This is a genomic window from Ruegeria atlantica (assembly GCF_947495585.1).
GTDB classification, from domain to species: domain Bacteria; phylum Pseudomonadota; class Alphaproteobacteria; order Rhodobacterales; family Rhodobacteraceae; genus Ruegeria; species Ruegeria atlantica_G.
Window position 1 is genome coordinate 1 of record NZ_CANLZK010000004.1, and the last position, 16,905, is coordinate 16,905.

21 protein-coding genes, 1 tRNA gene and 1 riboswitch are annotated in these 16,905 nt (G+C 56.5%); of the genes, 10 read left to right on the forward strand and 12 right to left on the reverse strand.

What is annotated here, in order from left to right; translation table 11 throughout:
* Nucleotides 1–628: 628 nt before the first annotated feature.
* The 3 genes from QMP16_RS23640 to QMP16_RS09480 form a co-directional block, all read right to left on the reverse strand.
* Nucleotides 629–970 carry a helix-turn-helix transcriptional regulator gene (locus QMP16_RS23640; RefSeq protein WP_432653400.1) on the reverse strand — a complete coding sequence of 114 codons (342 nt, stop codon included), beginning with the start codon at nt 968–970 and terminating at the stop codon, nt 629–631.
* 329 nt (nt 971–1,299) lie between these two features.
* Entirely contained in the window at nt 1,300–1,668 is a 369-nt protein-coding gene (locus QMP16_RS09475) for a DUF3768 domain-containing protein (RefSeq protein ID WP_282152173.1), read from the reverse strand.
* A gap of 340 nt (nt 1,669–2,008) precedes the next feature.
* Nucleotides 2,009–2,084: transfer RNA gene (locus QMP16_RS09480), tRNA-Lys, on the reverse strand.
* A gap of 211 nt (nt 2,085–2,295) precedes the next feature.
* Here QMP16_RS09480 and dapF point away from each other — a divergent pair.
* Both dapF and mtaB read left to right on the forward strand, forming a co-directional pair.
* Entirely contained in the window at nt 2,296–3,138 is an 843-nt protein-coding gene (dapF, locus tag QMP16_RS09485) for a diaminopimelate epimerase (RefSeq protein WP_282152377.1), read from the forward strand.
* Entirely contained in the window at nt 3,135–4,391 is a 1,257-nt protein-coding gene (gene mtaB / locus QMP16_RS09490) for a tRNA (N(6)-L-threonylcarbamoyladenosine(37)-C(2))-methylthiotransferase MtaB (RefSeq protein ID WP_282152174.1), read from the forward strand. The genes dapF and mtaB overlap by 4 nt, the downstream gene beginning before the upstream one ends.
* A gap of 93 nt (nt 4,392–4,484) precedes the next feature.
* Here the strand turns inward: mtaB and QMP16_RS09495 are convergent, their stop codons facing one another.
* From QMP16_RS09495 to QMP16_RS09510, 4 genes are all read right to left on the reverse strand, one after another.
* Nucleotides 4,485–5,270: a cytochrome c1 gene (locus QMP16_RS09495; protein ID WP_282152175.1), complete on the reverse strand. Its 786-nt coding sequence runs from the start codon at nt 5,268–5,270 to the stop codon at nt 4,485–4,487.
* 17 nt (nt 5,271–5,287) lie between these two features.
* On the reverse strand, nt 5,288–6,619 hold the full coding sequence (gene petB, locus QMP16_RS09500; RefSeq protein WP_108860628.1) for a cytochrome b: 1,332 nt from the start codon (nt 6,617–6,619) through the stop codon (nt 5,288–5,290).
* A gap of 15 nt (nt 6,620–6,634) precedes the next feature.
* The gene (gene petA, locus QMP16_RS09505) at nt 6,635–7,219 is read right to left on the reverse strand and encodes a ubiquinol-cytochrome c reductase iron-sulfur subunit (RefSeq protein WP_058272711.1); all 585 of its coding nucleotides are present in this window, start codon (nt 7,217–7,219) and stop codon (nt 6,635–6,637) included.
* A 221-nt stretch (nt 7,220–7,440) separates the two neighbouring features.
* Nucleotides 7,441–7,584 (reverse strand): hypothetical protein, encoded by a 144-nt coding sequence (locus QMP16_RS09510; RefSeq protein WP_282152176.1) that lies wholly within the window; start codon nt 7,582–7,584, stop codon nt 7,441–7,443.
* Between QMP16_RS09510 and QMP16_RS09515 the strand changes: the two genes are divergently transcribed.
* The 3 genes from QMP16_RS09515 to QMP16_RS09525 all read left to right on the forward strand — a co-directional run bounded on the left by QMP16_RS09515 (nt 7,583) and on the right by QMP16_RS09525 (nt 9,291).
* Nucleotides 7,583–8,131, forward strand: a complete 549-nt coding sequence (locus tag QMP16_RS09515) for a helix-turn-helix domain-containing protein (protein ID WP_282152177.1) — start codon at nt 7,583–7,585, stop codon at nt 8,129–8,131. The genes QMP16_RS09510 and QMP16_RS09515 overlap by 2 nt on opposite strands.
* A complete protein-coding gene (locus tag QMP16_RS09520) occupies nt 8,128–8,661 on the forward strand; it encodes a GNAT family N-acetyltransferase (RefSeq protein WP_282152178.1) in 534 nt (177 codons plus the stop codon). The genes QMP16_RS09515 and QMP16_RS09520 overlap by 4 nt, the downstream gene beginning before the upstream one ends.
* A gap of 186 nt (nt 8,662–8,847) precedes the next feature.
* Nucleotides 8,848–9,291, forward strand: a complete 444-nt coding sequence (locus tag QMP16_RS09525; protein ID WP_108860625.1) for a c-type cytochrome — start codon at nt 8,848–8,850, stop codon at nt 9,289–9,291.
* Nucleotides 9,292–9,343: 52 nt separating this feature from the next.
* On the opposite strand, the gene QMP16_RS09530 is transcribed toward QMP16_RS09525, so the two are convergent.
* Nucleotides 9,344–9,952: a glutathione S-transferase gene (locus QMP16_RS09530; protein WP_282152179.1), complete on the reverse strand. Its 609-nt coding sequence runs from the start codon at nt 9,950–9,952 to the stop codon at nt 9,344–9,346.
* A gap of 74 nt (nt 9,953–10,026) precedes the next feature.
* A complete protein-coding gene (locus QMP16_RS09535) occupies nt 10,027–10,638 on the reverse strand; it encodes an FMN-binding negative transcriptional regulator (RefSeq protein WP_282152180.1) in 612 nt (203 codons plus the stop codon).
* Nucleotides 10,639–10,691: 53 nt separating this feature from the next.
* Nucleotides 10,692–10,839, forward strand: a riboswitch (FMN riboswitch).
* 72 nt (nt 10,840–10,911) lie between these two features.
* Here QMP16_RS09535 and QMP16_RS09540 point away from each other — a divergent pair.
* The 5 genes from QMP16_RS09540 to cobO all read left to right on the forward strand — a co-directional run bounded on the left by QMP16_RS09540 (nt 10,912) and on the right by cobO (nt 14,830).
* On the forward strand, nt 10,912–11,352 hold the full coding sequence (locus tag QMP16_RS09540; protein ID WP_282152181.1) for a 6,7-dimethyl-8-ribityllumazine synthase: 441 nt from the start codon (nt 10,912–10,914) through the stop codon (nt 11,350–11,352).
* Between the two features lie 94 nt (nt 11,353–11,446).
* The gene (aroC, locus tag QMP16_RS09545; RefSeq protein WP_282152182.1) at nt 11,447–12,547 is read left to right on the forward strand and encodes a chorismate synthase; all 1,101 of its coding nucleotides are present in this window, start codon (nt 11,447–11,449) and stop codon (nt 12,545–12,547) included.
* Entirely contained in the window at nt 12,531–13,193 is a 663-nt protein-coding gene (locus tag QMP16_RS09550) for an HD domain-containing protein (RefSeq protein ID WP_282152183.1), read from the forward strand. The genes aroC and QMP16_RS09550 overlap by 17 nt, the downstream gene beginning before the upstream one ends.
* Before the next feature lie 44 nt (nt 13,194–13,237).
* On the forward strand, nt 13,238–14,173 hold the full coding sequence (locus QMP16_RS09555; RefSeq protein ID WP_282152184.1) for a DMT family transporter: 936 nt from the start codon (nt 13,238–13,240) through the stop codon (nt 14,171–14,173).
* 57 nt (nt 14,174–14,230) lie between these two features.
* Complete coding sequence (cobO, locus tag QMP16_RS09560; RefSeq protein ID WP_282152185.1) at nt 14,231–14,830, forward strand: cob(I)yrinic acid a,c-diamide adenosyltransferase; 600 nt, start codon at nt 14,231–14,233, stop codon at nt 14,828–14,830.
* A 34-nt stretch (nt 14,831–14,864) separates the two neighbouring features.
* Here the strand turns inward: cobO and QMP16_RS09565 are convergent, their stop codons facing one another.
* From QMP16_RS09565 to QMP16_RS09575, 3 genes are all read right to left on the reverse strand, one after another.
* The gene (locus QMP16_RS09565) at nt 14,865–15,062 is read right to left on the reverse strand and encodes a hypothetical protein (RefSeq protein ID WP_282152186.1); all 198 of its coding nucleotides are present in this window, start codon (nt 15,060–15,062) and stop codon (nt 14,865–14,867) included.
* Between the two features lie 373 nt (nt 15,063–15,435).
* Nucleotides 15,436–15,801, reverse strand: a complete 366-nt coding sequence (locus QMP16_RS09570) for an SPW repeat domain-containing protein (protein WP_108860618.1) — start codon at nt 15,799–15,801, stop codon at nt 15,436–15,438.
* A gap of 109 nt (nt 15,802–15,910) precedes the next feature.
* Nucleotides 15,911–16,861, reverse strand: coding sequence for an AraC family transcriptional regulator (locus tag QMP16_RS09575; protein ID WP_282152187.1), 951 nt, complete (start codon nt 16,859–16,861; stop codon nt 15,911–15,913).
* Between the last annotated feature and the right edge of the window lie 44 nt (nt 16,862–16,905).

Below are 16,905 nucleotides of genomic sequence, written 5' to 3' on the forward strand. Positions count from 1 at the left end.
ACGGCTCTGGCTGAATGACGGATCGTGTATTCGGCTTCGACCAGAGCATCGCAACCACGTTTGGAGCTACGATTTCGTCCATTGCCGAACCGCGAGGTGATACACTGTCCCGCAAGTTAAGGAAGATATTTAACAACAACGGACCAGTCGATCTCGGTTCGGCGTTTGATCGCTACTACAGACTTACGAATACGAACCGGCAATCCTTATCGCGTAGGCTGGCCCAAATCGCACGCATCAACGCATGTGGACCGCATAGCCTGGTGTTGCGCGCGCTTCTATCTCTCTGGGTAATTCGCAATGAAGGCGCGCACTTGGGCCTACTTAATATCGATCCCGTAAGGATCATAGAGATGATCCGCATACTCTCGCTCGCAAGCCTGCTGATTTGGAAGGCACGTTGACAGACTGCCATCTGGCGCAACGCTCTTCCCCACGATTTTTTAAGTTTCGCCTTCACATTACATCCACAGAAAGCAAGAGCTTAGCGCTGACGCAACTACTTATCGCCATTGCCGCATGACTACATAAATCGCTGAGCCGTCATGCTCTGCCCGTTACAGCGCCGCTCGCCGACACTTCTACTACTTTGCTGTTTGCAAGCTTTACAATCTAAACGGATCAAGCGTTAGAAACGTACCTTGGTTCCAGAGCTAGATTTCCAATCTCTTGACGTGGTGACAGGTTGGTCAGCCCTTTCGACATCCTGCCCGGCAAACTGGCGGCTTGATTGCGAGATGTAGTTTTGAAGATCGGCGATGGGATAGCGGATAGCTTGACCAAATTTCTTCCATTTGGGACCACTGCCGTTTGATCGACACTTTCTTAGCCACTGCACTGACATGTTGAGATAGGATGCGGTTTGCTTTTCGGATAGAAACGCGGGCGCAAGCGCTCCTTTGGGTTTGACTTGGCAAACCTCTACTAAACCCTTTGCTTGGGTCCTAGCTTTCTCCAGAAATGATTGCAGGCTTCTGCGGTCTTTTCCTTGGGACCTTCAGCCTTCCAACCAACAGCGCTCGATTTCGTATCTGGTATAATCAGAGTTTTTTGTCGGTCTATGTTTGACTACAGCTACATAGAAATTGTTATCAAAGTCTTACGTACAGGTCTGTTGCACACCCAACGCACAAAAAACAAATCCAGCCAATCTTGATTGTAGCGTCTCGACTGATTTGGCTTATACAGCGGACTCTGCCTGCACACAGAATGCTGGTGTTCGACAATCCAGGATGCAAGCACCAATGCTTGCCCCGTCAAACAAAAAGCCAACTCTCTAGTGAGAGCTGGCTCGTATGGTCAATATTCTGTGGAAAGCAAAACTGTCATGTGCCTTGTTGTCTGTTGCGGATCGGTCGAATCCGGGGATTCATCATCAAGGTCTTTGTTGTAGTAGTTGATCTCCCAATCCACCGTTCGATTGTTCACCTTGATTGAACCCACATCATGTTCACCGCCAGCTTCCACACTTTTGTCGCCCGCATCCCCGGCGAGTTGTTTCATGATGGCGTCAACGGTTGCTCTTCCTAGAAGATGTATCCCCATGGAGATCATGAAAACGCCACCTTCCCCAGTTTTTCGGAAGTGATCGTTCAAAACTTGGTTCTTCTGAGTGGGCGACATGTCTGGTGTCAATTTGACATGCGAAGGGATTTTGCTGTCCGTCATGGAAAGCTCCTGTACTATTTGAGATTTTGATTGTTGTGATGACGTACAGGCAGGCACGCTTCGCTTTTTGGGCGTAGCCGTTCTAGTTTTCTGTGCCCATTTGGAAGTAGCACGCGACAGTTAGTTGCCGCTCTGTACATAGTCAGTGTACCAAAACTCTTCAAAATGTCAAAAAGCATCAAAATAACAATGCGTTAAGGACTCAACAAAAGAGGAAATCCACGCACCCAATGAAACGGTTTTCTACACGTTTCTACGTCAATCTATGCCGCGTGATTGCTAGGTGGTTGCTGTAGGCATGAGAAATTCTCGCCTATTCTTGCTAACCCATTGAAAAAAGTGGTGAGCCGTGCAGGATTCGAACCTGCGACCCACTGATTAAAAGTCAGTTGCTCTACCAACTGAGCTAACGGCCCACTCTTTTGTTGGATCTTGTCGATCCGTGGCGCTCTTTAAGTCATTTTCCCGACCGGGTTCAAGACCTTATTTGCACCTCGTATCGCCAGAGTAATCAGTGTTTCCGGCGACCCGATAGGCGGCCTAATTAGGCAGGTGGCGCTGGGGGGTCAACCCCCTTTTTTAAGGAATCTGCGTCGCAGGGTGGATTCCTTTCAGGCGCAGGGTTATATGCGCGCCATGCAAGGATTACAGAACACTGGTTTGCCCTTCATGAAGATGCACGGGCTGGGCAATGACTTTGTCATTGTGGACGCGCGCGCGTCTGCAACGCGGATCAGTCCGGCACTTGCGCAGGGAATTGGGCACCGTCAATTCGGGGTCGGATTCGATCAGCTTGCCGTGATCGAAAACGGCAGGTCGGACGCGCATCTGGTGTTCTACAATTCAGATGGATCTACCTCGGCAGCATGTGGAAATGCCACCCGTTGCATCGCCCGTTTCCTGATGGAGGAATCGGATAGATCCGACCTGACACTGACGACCGAACGCGGCACTCTTTACGCAAAGGACGCCGGAGACGGCCTGACCTCGGTCAATATGGGGCACCCCCAACTGAACTGGAACGAGGTTCCGTTGTCTGAGGAGGTCGACACGCTGGAACTGCCCATCGAGGGAGCGCCGACGGCCACCGGGATGGGCAATCCGCATTGCACCTTTTTTGTTGATGATGCCGAGGCTATCCCTCTGACCGAGTTCGGTTCGCGTTACGAGCACCATCCACTCTATCCTGAGCGTACGAATGTCCAAGTGGCACAAATCATTGGACCGGACCACATCCGCATGCGCGTGTGGGAGCGTGGCGTGGGCATCACCCTGGCTTCGGGATCATCCTCATGCGCCACAGCCGTTGCTGCTGCGCGTCGCGGCCTGACCGGACGCAAAGTACAAATTGAACTGGACGGCGGGACGATCTGGATCGACTGGCGCGACGATGGCGTCTGGATGACCGGACCAACCCGCCACGTCTTCTCGGGCACGTTGACACCGGAATTTCTGGAATCACTGGAATGAGCGCGCCGAAGTTCACCACCCTGGGCTGCCGCCTGAACGCCTATGAGACTGAGGCGATGAAAGAGCTGTCAGCGCAAGCCGGGCTCACTGACGCGGTGATCGTGAACACCTGCGCCGTCACGGCAGAAGCGGTGCGCAAAGCCCGGCAAGAAATTCGCAAGCTGCGGCGGGAAAACCCTGACGCGCGGCTGATCGTGACAGGCTGCGCGGCCCAGACCGAGCCTGACACCTTTGCCCAAATGGATGAGGTCGACGCGGTCATTGGCAATACCGAAAAAATGCAGCCCGAGACCTGGAAAGGCATGGCAGCGGACTTAATAGGCCAGACCGAGGCCGTGCAGGTCGATGACATCATGTCCGTCACCGAAACCGCAGGCCACCTGATTGACGGTTTTGGCACCCGCTCACGCGCCTATGTTCAGGTTCAGAACGGCTGTGACCATCGCTGCACTTTCTGCATTATCCCCTATGGCCGTGGGAACTCGCGCAGCGTCCCTGCCGGCGTTGTTGTGGATCAGATCAAGCGGTTGGTGGATCGGGGCTATAACGAGGTCGTACTGACCGGCGTTGATCTGACCTCATGGGGCGCCGACCTGCCTGCGCAACCCAAGCTGGGCGATTTGGTCATGCGTATCCTCAAACTGGTGCCCGACTTGCCACGCCTGCGGATCAGTTCCATCGACTCGATCGAAGTGGATGAGAACCTGATGCAGGCCATCGCGACCGAACCGCGGCTGATGCCGCATCTGCACCTGTCCCTGCAACATGGCGACGACCTGATCCTGAAACGGATGAAACGCCGCCATCTGCGCGATGACGCCATCCGGTTCACCGAAGAAGCCCGCAAGCTGCGCCCCGAAATGACCTTTGGCGCCGATATCATCGCTGGCTTCCCTACCGAAACGGATGATCATTTCGAAAACTCGCTGAAACTTGTGACAGATTGCGATCTGACCTGGTTACACGTTTTTCCCTATTCCAAGCGCGAAGGCACCCCGGCCGCCCGCATTCCGCAGCAGGTGAATGGGAACATCATCAAGGACCGCGCCGCCCGCCTGCGCGCGGCCGGTGAGGCGCAGGTCACACAGCATCTGCAAGCCCAAATCGGCAAAACTCATCACATCCTGATGGAAAACCCGCATATGGGCCGCACCGAACAATTCACCGAGGTCGCTTTTGAGGCACCACAGCCCGAAGGGCAAATCGTGAAGGCAACAATCACAAGCGCCACCGGCACGCAGCTACAAGCCTGATCCGGCCTTCATCTGGCCCCATACCAGATTGCAACAAAAAAACCCCCGCAGCCGGTGGCGCGGGGGTTCAAACATTGCGGGGCTGTGTGAAGCTTAGTCTCGTTTCTTGCCTTTGACACCTGCCCACAGGCGCTTGTTCACAAGGTACAAAAGCACCGATAACAGCGACAGGAACAGCACGCCGACGAAGCCCGAGTATTTACGCTCCATCATTTTTGGCTCAGCAGTCCACATCAGGAAGGCAGCGATGTCTTCGGATAAGGCTTCGACAGTGGCCGGGTGGCCATCGGCGAATTCAACCTGATCTTCGGACAGCGGCGGCGCCATCGAGATCCAGCCTCCGGGGAAGGCCTTGTTCTCATACAGGATGGTGCCTGCTTCTTCTTTTTCTTCACCGGTATAGCCGTCCAGCAGCGAGGCGATGTATTCCGCACCACCCATGCCTTTGAAGAACTGGTTGATCCCCAGACCATAAGGCCCGTGGAACCCGGCACGGGCCTTGGCCATCAGGCTCAGGTCCGGTGCGCCAACACCGTCATTAACCGGGAAGTGGTCGGTCGGGATTGCCGGACGGAAATCGTCCAGCTCCGGATCGAACACTTCGAAGTTGTCTGCCGAATAGGCGATGACTTCTTCTTCCGAGTAGCCCAGCGCTTCGAGATCACGCAGAGGCACATAGCGCAGACCGTGGCAGGCTGCACAAACCTCGGTATAGATCTGAAGTCCGCGCTGCAGCTGGTTTTGATCCCAGGTGCCAAAGGGGCCTTCAAACGAGAAGTGGAAGTCTTCGATGTGCTGCTCGCCCCCACCTGCTGCGAAAGACGCAGCAGGGGCAAGGGCCAAAGCAAACGCGGCACCGATTGCAAGTTTCTTGAACATGTTTCCGGTCCCTCTTCTTACTCGGCCGGCGTGGCGTCGGCGTCAGCCTTGCCATAATGCGCGTTGAAGTCTTCTTCGATGGTCTCTGGCTGTGGCAGCGGTTTTTCGATGACACCCAGGATCGGCAGGATCACGAAGAAATAGGCGAACCAATAGGCGGATGCGATCAGCGAGAAGGTCGCATAGGGCTCTTCCGCGGGCATTGCACCCAGCCACATCAGGGCAAAGAAGTCGATGATCAGCAGGTAGAACCACCACTTGAACATCGGGCGGTATTTGCCCGAACGCACGGTCGACGTGTCCAGCCAGGGCGCCAGCGCCATTGCCAGGATCGCACCGAACATCGCAATCACACCAAAGAACTTGGCGTCAACGATGCCACCGGTGATGAAGCTGGCAAATTGTACAACCCAGACTTCACCGGTAAAGGCGCGCAAGATCGCGTAGAACGGCAGGAAGTACCATTCGGGCACGATGTGTGCAGGCGTGACCAGCGGGTTAGCTTCGATGTAGTTGTCCGGGTGGCCCAGATAGTTCGGCATGTAGCCGACGATGGCCCAGAACACGACCAGGATCACGGCCAGAGCGAACAGGTCCTTGATCACGAAGTAGGGCCAGAATGGCAGGGTGTCTTTCTCGGCATCGGCTTTCGACGTGCGGCGAACTTCAACACCTGTGGGGTTGTTGTTGCCGGTGGTGTGGAAGGCCCAGATATGCACGATGACCAGAGCCGCGATAACGAACGGCAGCAGATAGTGCAGCGAGAAGAAGCGGTTCAGTGTGGCATTGTCCACCGCGGGTCCGCCCAGCAGCCAGGTCTGGATCGCGTCACCCACAAACGGGATCGCGCCAAACAGGCCGGTGATCACGGTCGCACCCCAGAAGGACATCTGACCCCAAGGCAGAACATAGCCCATGAAGGCAGTACCCATCATCATCAGATAGATAAGCATACCGATGATCCACGTGATCTCACGCGGGGCTTTGTATGAGCCGTAGAACAGGCCACGGAAGATGTGGATGTAGACCGCAACAAAGAACAGCGACGCGCCGTTCATGTGAATGTAGCGCAGCATATAGCCGCCATTCACGTTGCGCATGATGTGCTCGATACTGGCGAAGGCCAGATCGACATGCGGGGTGTAGTGCATCACCAGAACGATACCGGTGACGATTTGCAACGCCAGGCAGAACGCCAGGACGATGCCCCAGATCCACCACCAGTTCAGGTTCTTGGGGGTGGGGATCATGATGGTGTCGTAAATCAGGCCGACGATGGGCAAGCGGCTGTTCAGCCACTTCTCGCCGTTTGTCTTCGGCTCGTAATGATCGTGGGGAATTCCGGACATAAGTTTGGGTCTCCCTTAGCCGAGTTTGATGGTGCTGGCGTCGGTCCACTCAGCGGGCGGAACGGGCAGGTTTTCAGGTGCGGGACCCTTGCGGATACGTCCGGCCAGATCGTAGTGCGATCCGTGGCAGGGGCAGAACCAGCCACCAAAGTCGCCAGCATCGCCCAGCGGCACACAGCCAAGGTGCGTACATACGCCCATCTGAACGATCCACGCGCCCGGCGCTTCGCCCTCGGGCGACGGCATCACGCGGTTGGCGTCGGTTGCCGGAGCATCCGCGTTCAGGTTGGAGTTGCGGGCCAGCGGATCAGGCAGTGCATCAACGCCTTCGGCGTCCTGTTCCTGCGCTTCTTGAATTTCGGCACCGGTGCGGTGGCGGACAAACACAGGTTTACCCAGCCATTTCACGGTCAACTGCGTACCGGGTTCAACGCCGCTCACATCCACGCGGATCGAGGACAGCGCCTGAACGTCTGCCGATGGGTTCATTTGATTGATCAGGGGCCATACGGCTGCACCCGTCGCGACGACACCTGCGCCGCCTGCGACGTAGTAGAGGAAATCTCTGCGGGTGCCTTCGTGGTCTTCTGCGTGGGACACGAGGTTTTCTCCGATTCCGGCGCCCGGGGGTAACCCGAGCAAACATGCATCAGCACCGCATCAAAGCGGCGTCTCATCGCGGCTATCTATCCGGGAGAATTCGGTTCGTCCAGCGGTCATAGGCGCGCAGTGCGCCACAACAGGGCATTCATGTCACAACGAGGGGCGAAAGTTTCAAGATACGGACCTGTTTTTTGGCGAAAACACTCCGGTCCCCCGGCTTATCCAAATGTGATTCGATTCGCTTCGGCGGGGTAGAACGGTGCTGAACAGACCCAGCCCCACAAGGTTTTGCAGAATGCCGATCCGCCCACCTTGAACTTTTCGTCATATTCGGGAATATTTCCGTATATGAGAAGTTCCATGGAAGCCACCTCTGACAAACTGGCCACGCATTTGCGTGGATTGCGAGAGCAGCACGGCATGACCCTCGATACTTTGGCTGGAAGAACCGGTCTAAGTCGCGCCACCCTGTCGCGGATCGAGAAAAACGAAGTCAGCCCGACCGCCGAGACGCTAGGCCGTCTGGCAATGGTTTATGCAGTACCGATCTCTCAGCTACTTACCCCGTTGGAGCAAAGTTTCCAACCGATCGTCCGGCGGCACGACCAGCCGTTCTGGACGGATCGTGGGCGCGCGTTTCAACGTCGCAGCGTTTCGCCCCCCAGTGGGCACCTTTCGGTTGAATTGATCGAAGGAACCCTGACCGCGCGGCAGCGCATCGCCTATGATGAACCCGCAGTTCCTGGGCAAGAGCATCACCTGTATGTCTTGTCCGGGCAGATCGAAATCACGGTCGAGAGGAAAGCTTATGACCTTCGACAAGGGGATTGCCTGCGGTATATTTTATTTGGCGAGACCGTATTTGAAACGACCCATAGTCCCTGCACTTACGTGATCGCATTGTCATGACCGTTCAGACACCCAACGTCTTCCGCCTTACCCCGACGGATATCGACAACAATCTGACAGATCTATGCCGCACGCTTGTTGACAGCGTTGCCGATGGTGCCGCGATCAGCTTCATGATGCCGCTCGACCATGACAGCGCCGCGCGATTCTGGACGGATGACGTCAAACCCGCCATTGAAACTGGCGCGCGGCACTTGTTTGGCGCATTTTATCAGCGTCGCATGATCGGTACGGTCCAGCTGTTGCTTGCCATGCCCCCAAATCAGCCCCACCGGGCAGAAATCTCGAAGATGATCGTTCACCCTGATGCCAGACGTCGCGGTTTGGGCAAGGCCCTGATGCAAGAGGCCCTGAAATCCGCACAAGAAGCCGGGAAGACACTCATTACACTAGACACGCGCACCGGAGACGTCTCGGAATCCCTTTACAGGTCTGTCGGGTTCAAACCGGCAGGTGTCATCCCCGATTTCGCATTCGACCCGGACGGAAAATCCCGTCACGCGACGACCTATATGTACCGATACCTTTGACTTAAGCTCGAATTCACGGTGACGCCCGACATAGTAAGACGCGCCGCTTCTGCAGGGCATATAGATGTAGAAAATCTGAGTTAAAAATAGATATTTTACAAAGGCTTAGTCATGTTTGATTTCGATTGAACTTTAGACGCAAATGATCGAAATGCGGGAAATCCCAATCTCTGCAGGACGTCTCTCATGTCAAAGCTTTTTGCACCAACCCTGATCCTCGCACTGACCGTGCCCTTTCAGGCGATAGCGGCCGGTGATCCGGCGAAAGGCGAAAAACTCTACAATCGCTGCTCTTCTTGCCACGCAATCATCAAAGATGGCCAAGTTCTGGTCAAAGGCGGCATCACTGGCCCGAATCTTTACGGCGTCGTCGGTCGCATCGCCGGAACCGAGTCAGATTACCTGAACGGAAGCGAGCGTTTGCCCATCGGAATGTTCACCGACGACATGATCCGGGCGGGCCAGGAAGGGCTGGTCTGGACGCAAGAGAATATCGCCACGTATTCCAAAAACCCGATCGCATTTATTCAGGAATATCTGGATGACGAAACCGCGCGCCCAAACATGAGCGTCAAACTGAAAAAGGGCGCCGATGACATCGCGGCCTATCTGGCGACGTTCAACGAATGATGTCTGTCGCTGGTCGTTCTGCCGTCAGAGCGACCAGCGCATTGATCCCCGATCAGGCCGGCGGTTGCGTTGCGACCATGCTGGGGCGTTCGACAAACTTCTCGTACCAAGCGGCCAGCGCGTCATTTCCCTTGCGCCACCCGCGCGCATCGTGGCGGAAATCGACATAGCCCAGCGCGCAGGCCACTGCGACCTGCCCCATATCCAACGGTCCGGACAGATGCGCCATCCACCGTTGGTTCAACGCGGCGCAGGCGCGTTCTATCTTGTCCCATTGCGCATCGGCCCAGCCCTCCCATTGCTTGTCTTCGGGCCGCATCCGAGCCTCATAGGTGATCAGCAACGCCGCATCCAGAATACCATCCGCCAGCGCCTCAAGCGTCAGCACATCCCAATGCCGGGCACCGTCCTGATAAAGACCGGCCTGCCCGCGCGCGTCCAGAAACGCACAGATAACTCGGCTATCGAACAGGGTCGGTCCATCGGGGCGCTCTAACGCGGGCACCTTTGTCAGCGGGGCCTTGGCCAATAGCGGCTCGGCCGGGGACATTGGCGTTGTTGCAACATTCAGCAGTTCGACATCCTGCAACTGGTCTGTTTCATGCAACAAAACCATGACTTTGCGGACATAGGGCGAAGTGGGGCTGAAATAGAGTTTCATAAGAGATCTCCCTGAATTGCCGGAACTCTACATCACCCAATGCAAAACAAAACCCGTCAATTGGTGCGCCAACCTCACCCTCTCATCAACTTTTGCAGAGCATCAAGCTCGGACCCGATCCCGTCGTTTGCGATATGTTCTGACGCGCTCAGGCGGGCTGCATCGGGCTTGTTCTGGTTTAGCTTCCAGGTGCCTTGAATGTCGTCAATGCGAAACCGAAACGGCACGATCATGCGCATCATCTTATCCAACGCGTCCTGGCTCATCTTGCCGGTTGTCCAAGGCGGTTTAGGCAGCAAGCGTGCCTCATAAAAGGCGGACTGGCGGTCCAACAGGTCCAGCAACTCCGCGAGCGGCCGCTGTTCTAACTGACCGATCAGATGCACAGCGACATAGTTCCATGTCGGAACCTGGTCGGCGATCCCGTACCAATCCGGAGATACGTAACCATCTGGCCCCGTGACAGCGATTCTGGCTGGTTTAGGGTCTTTCAGCATGCGGACGATCGGATTGGATCTGACAAGATGCAGCTCGGCCAGCGCGCCATCCTCAGACAGCAGAAACGGCACGTGGCTAATCAACGGCGCTTCATCCGTCGACACCGCAAGAACCCCGAATGCGCGGTCACGCGCAAAGGCGACATGGCGCGCGGTCTCTTCTGCGCGGAAGGCTGGATTGGGGTGCATGGCTATCCTCCTGCAAAATCTCTTGCAGAACCGGCCGCACCTTGGCAAGGTCCGCCCGTTCTCAGGGCGGGGTGAAATTCCCCACCGGCGGTATGCGGGCGATGATCCGTAAGCCCGCGAGCGGCCCCGGTGTGCGGGGTGTCAGCAGATCTGGTGAGATGCCAGAGCCGACGGTTACAGTCCGGATGAAAGAGAACGTGCAGCGCGTCGGCCCTGGCTTGCGCCTGCCCGTGATCGCCTTGGGTGACGTGTCTGTTGCGAAAGGAGATCATGATGACACACACCCGCTATGCTTTTGTGAAAGCCAACTGGCATTCCGAAATCGTTGACCAGGCTCTCGAAGGGTTTCTAGAGCTTGTCCCCGCCGAACAGGTTGACGTTTTCGACGTCCCCGGCGCATTCGAAATGCCGCTGCTGGCCCGCGATCTGGCTCAGACCGGGCAATATGCAGCCGTCGCCTGCGCAGCGTTTGTGGTGGATGGCGGCATATACCGGCACGATTTCGTCGCGCAAGCCGTTGTCGATGGGCTGATGCGCGCCAGTATGGATACCGGTGTTCCGGTTCTGTCGGTCTCGCTGACGCCGCACCAGTTTCAGGAAACCGATCACCACAATGCCATCTACCGTGCGCATTTTGTCGAAAAGGGTCGAGAGGCTGCGCAGGCGGCCCTGAAGATCACCCAAACACGTGCGTCGTTGACGCGTGCCGCATAGGCACTACTGGTTGGGGTTCCCCTGCCCCAACCGCAAATCCGCTTGAGGCCAAGGGCCTTGCCCGCTAATCACAACGCGCAAAGGAGCATGCCCCATGTCGATGAACAGTTTTGGCCACCTTTTCCGCGTCACCACCTGGGGTGAAAGCCACGGGCCCGCATTAGGTGCGACCGTCGATGGCTGCCCTCCGGGTGTCACAATCGACGAGGCGATGATCCAGCAGTGGCTGGACAAGCGCAAACCGGGTCAGAACAAGTTCACCACCCAGCGGCGCGAACCCGATCAGGTGAAAATCCTGTCCGGTGTATTCGAAGGCCAGACCACGGGCACACCGGTGCAGCTGATGATCGAGAACACGGATCAGCGCTCGAAAGACTACGGTGATATCATGGACAAGTTCCGTCCAGGGCACGCCGATATCACCTACTGGCAGAAGTACGGCATCCGCGATTATCGCGGCGGCGGGCGCAGTTCGGCCCGGGAAACTGCGTCGCGTGTGGCCGCAGGCGGGCTTGCGCGTGAGGCGATCAAACAGATCGCATCGAATGTGCAGATCACCGGATACATGACCCAGATCGGCCCGCACAAGATTGACCGGAGCAATTTCGACTGGTCCCAGATTGAACAGAACCCGTTCTGGACCCCGGACGCACAAGCCGCCGAAGACTGGGCCAACTACCTGGACGAATTGCGCAAGTCCGGGAACTCGGTTGGTGCGATTGTCGAGGTTGTGGCCCGTGGCGTCCCAGCAGGCATCGGTGCGCCGGTTTACGCCAAGTTAGACACTGATTTGGCCGCTGCGATGATGTCCGTCAACGCCGTCAAAGGTGTCGAGATCGGCGAAGGCATGGCCGCCGCCGAACTGACGGGCGAAGCCAATGCGGACGAGATTTTCATGGGCCAGAACGGCCCGCAATACAGCTCGAACCACGCGGGCGGTATCTTGGGCGGTATCTCGACTGGACAAGACATTGTGGTGCGGTTTGCTGTCAAGCCTACCTCATCCATTCTGACCACACGCAAGACCATCACCAAATCAGGCGAAGAGACCGAGATCATCACCAAAGGCCGTCACGACCCCTGCGTCGGCATCCGTGCCGTTCCTGTGGGTGAGGCGATGATGGCTTGCGTGATCCTCGACCACCTGCTGCTGCATCGCGGCCAGATCGGAGAGAACCGTGGACGGATCGGCTGATCTGCGCACGCGCCTGCGGGCCGTCGTTGCGCAGCGTATGGAAACCGACCCGGCGCATGATCTGGCCCATCTGGACCGGGTCTGGGTAAACGCGCAGGCCATTGCAAACGACCAGACTGACATGCCGGTGCTGCTGGCCGCCGCTTATCTGCATGATCTGGTAAATTTGTCCAAGGACGACCCAGACCGCCATTTGGCATCGCGCCGATCGGCCGAAGAATCAGAGTCTATTTTGGTAAATTTGGGCTATTCTGCAGGTCAGATCCACGCAATCAAACATGCAATCGAGGCACATAGTTTTTCGGCCAACATCACGCCGGAAACGCCCGAAGCCTGCATTCTGCGCGATGCCGACAGGCTGGACGCACTGGGTGCGATTGGAGTTGCCCGGAATTTCTCAGTCTCCGGTGCTTTGGGACGGTCGCTTTATGACCCGGCAGATCCCTTTGCTGCCAGCCGCCCGCTGGACGACCTGCATTTTTCAATCGACCACTGGAAGGTCAAACTACTGGGCCTTCCTGGCGATATGCTGACCGAGGGTGGCAAAGAGATCGCGCAGCGCAGAATCACACGCATGATCCGCTTTCTGGAAGAGTTCGCGCAAGAGATCGGCAGCCCACTGCCGACCGATTGGACGAATTTGTAAACGACGCGTTGATCTTTCCCTACCAAAAGCGCAGGTTCGCGCCGATGGCAAAACCCTTAACATCGCATCGACCTTTGCTGGCCGTCGCTCTGAAAACGAGCGCGGTGTTTTTGTTCACGGTCATGGCGGCAATAGTCAAAGCGCAGTCCGATCACTTCCCACCTGGCGAGATGGTGTTTTTCCGATCCCTTTTTGCCATTCCGGTGATTGTCATCTGGCTGATGGCGCGCGGAGAATTGGCGCAAGGGTTCAAAGTCCGTAAACCCTCGGGCCATTTCTGGCGCGGCGTGCTGGGCACCACGGCGATGGGGCTTACATTTACCGGCCTTGGCTTGATCCCGCTGCCCGAAGCGACAGCGATTGGCTATGCCACCCCGATTTTCACCCTGATCCTTGCCGCAGTGATGTTAGGCGAACGCATCCGTAAGATCAGAATCGCCGCCGTGTCCATCGGCTTGTTGGGTGTCCTGATCATGATTTGGCCCAGACTGGGCGGCAACAACATGGAAGCAGCGGCCACCTTCGGCGCATTGTGTATTCTGGTTGCGACCGTTGCACGGGCCTTTGTGCAGATCCACATCAGGCAGCTGGTGCAGGTCGACCATCCTGCGGCCATTGTCTTCTATTTCTCGATGACGGCGACCATCCTGTCAGGGTTAACCATCTTTTGGGGGTGGGTCATACCCACATGCGAACAGGCTGGCTTTTTGATTCTGGCTGGTCTGATCGGAGGTGTGGCACAGATTCTGGTGACTTCGTCCTATCGCTTTGGGCAGGCTTCGATGCTGGCGCCCTACGATTACACCTCGATGCTCTTTGCCATCGTCATCGGTTATGTCTGGTTCAGTGAACTGCCAACCCTGGTTATGCTGGCCGGGGCGGCGCTGGTGATTGTGGGGAACGTCGTGGTGATCTGGCGCGAACATCAACTGGGCTTGGAGCGTGGCAAGGCTCGCGCCGTCACCGATCCCAAAGCCTGACCTTTACCTTTGCAGAACTTCCCCTAGGGTGTGCCCAACACAAGATGAGGGTTTCCCATGAACGACGCACAGGATCACAAGGAAAAGATGCAAAAGGTGCAGGCCCAGCACCGAAAGAAAGTGTCCGAGGCAGTTGATCCGGACCGCGGGCTGGTGCTGATCAACACTGGCAAGGGCAAAGGCAAATCCTCGGCCGCTTTCGGAGTCGTGATCCGTGCGCTGGGTTGGGGTCAGAAGGTCGGCGTTGTTCAATTCATCAAGGGTAAGTGGAAAACCGGCGAACGTCGCTTTTTCGAAGAACGCGATCTGGTGACCTGGCACACGATGGGTGAAGGCTTCACCTGGGATACTCAGGACCGCGAACGCGACATTGCCGCCGCAAACGCCGCCTTTGACAAGGCACGCGCCCTCATGTCCAGCGGCGAATACGATCTGATCGTACTGGACGAGATCAACATCGCGCTTCGGTACGAATACCTGTCGGTTGAACAGGTGATCGATGGGCTGAAAGAACGGTCTGACAAGACCAGCGTGTTCCTAACGGGTCGGGACGCACCGCAGGCGTTGCGGGACTATGCCGATCTGGTCACCGAGATGACCGAGGAAAAGCATCCGTTTCAAGCCGGAATCAAAGCCCAGCGCGGCGTGGATTTCTGAGGATCAGAATCTAAACAGCCCCCCTCAGGGGCTGTTACGCTGGTGGGTTTTCGTTGAGAAACCTGACCGATCCGCGTCGACACGCGGCGCTGTCCGGCAGCGGTTGTTCAGCCCTGTCACCTTGGGCCGCCTTGGGTTTTTCGACATAGGCGCAATAGTCGTCGTCACAGCAACATCCGCAAGCGGTGGCCGCTTCGTGCCGCGCCATGATTTCGTCAAGTGAGTCACCCATCGTCATTTCCTGTTGCGCGTGTCGTTTCCGAGGCGGTGGCGCGCTCTCACCAAGCTATACGCTAAGCCCGCAGACCGCCTCGAAACCCCGTGCTGGATGCTAACACATCTGGCTTTGATCTTTATCTGATTATTTTTGTCGGAATTTGCAAGATCAAAATAACAATTCCTGGATAACCCCGCAGTTGATCTGCCGTGGACGAAATTATGTCAGTCATTTTGAGAAAACCAACTTCCTGAAAACTCCCTTTTTAGGCCCACATATTCTGGCAAATGCCGCGATAAACAGACCAGAGAGCCGCCTGTCGATGAGACAAGCGGCTCTGGGATTTGGGCAATTCACGTTGTTGCGGTGAACCCAAGGTGCGTCAGGTTCAGGCCGTAACACCCTGCTCTGGCGCGCTAAGCGAGATGACAGCGACCACAGCAGCACCGTTCAGCCAGTAAAAGATCGCATCCATTCCTGAAAACCCAAAAAGGCTGGGCGCGGCCAGGAAAACAACGCCGACCAGAAGATCGACCGCCAAGTGAAAGTTGTAGGGAAGAACGCGCCAGATCCCCAAATGGTGATCCGTCAACACCGTCAGGACAAACGCTGCGACGCCGGTGACCACCGACAGCCACAACGCCATCGGGTTGGATTGCCCCAGCCCAAGCAAAAAGGGCAGCCCCATCAGCGCAAAGGCAACAGGGTAGTCCAGATAGGCGTGAATATTGCGGGTGACAAAGCGGAGAGACATGAGAGTTCCTTTCCTGATATGAGACAACCTCAAGCTAGGAAAGTAAGTCGGAACGTTTAATTCCGGATCGTTCGTGAAACGTTGCAGATCGTCCGGAGTTTCAATTCGATCAGTGCATTGATCGATAGGCGGCTGGTGATACGCCAACCTGCTTCTTGAACACCCGCGAAAAGGCGGCTTCCGAGGCATAGCCGACCTCGGCCGCAGCATCGGCCACGTTCCAACGGGCCTCAGTCAATCCGTGACACGCAATCTGCATCCGCCAATCGGTCAGATATTGCATGGGCGTTGTCCCCATCTTTTCTGCGAATAGCTGTGCGAACGCAGTGCGAGACATTCCGGCCTCACGTGCCAAAGACTCGACGCTCCACTCTTGCGCGGGCGAATGATGAAACGCAGTCAATGCACGCGAAATGCGGGAATCAGCAAACCCGGCAAGCGCGGTGTCGCTGGGGCTTTGATGTTCAAGATGGGCCCGGATGGCCTGCGCAAACAGGACCTCGGACAGTTTCAACGCTATGAGGTCACCACCGATCCGCGCGCCGTTGATCTCGGACCCGATCATACGCAAGGTGGCTTCGATCCAGGCCCCGGCTTCCTCGCCATAGTTTTCGATCAGGATGTATGGGGGAAGCCGATCAATCAGCATATGCCCTGTTCCTTGTCGCCCCGGCGGCCCGGTGAAAGAGAAATGACCGCAGATCAATTGCGTATCGCGGCTTTTGTCTTCGCCGCCATAAATCAGAACCCCGTCGCCCTTGTACCCGGCCTCTTCCAATACGTGTTCAAGCGGCAGGGCATCCAGCGGTTGAACCTCATTGCACAATAACGCATGGGCTGATCCGTGCGGGATCACGATCAGATCGCCTTGCTTCAATCGCAGGGTTTGCCCTGTGTTAGAGACAGAAACTTTCAACTCTCCGCGTTGTACAAAGTGAAATCTGGCCACATTTTGATAGGCCGGCACCTGTATACCAAAGGGCGGCGTGAAAGAGGTTCGAAAGTAGAATGTGCCCTTCAAGGACAGGCGGGTGAGAATATCGCTAAGCAGATCCAACATTGGATTAAGATAGACGCGGCCGCGCGTTCGTCCAGCTATGTGAA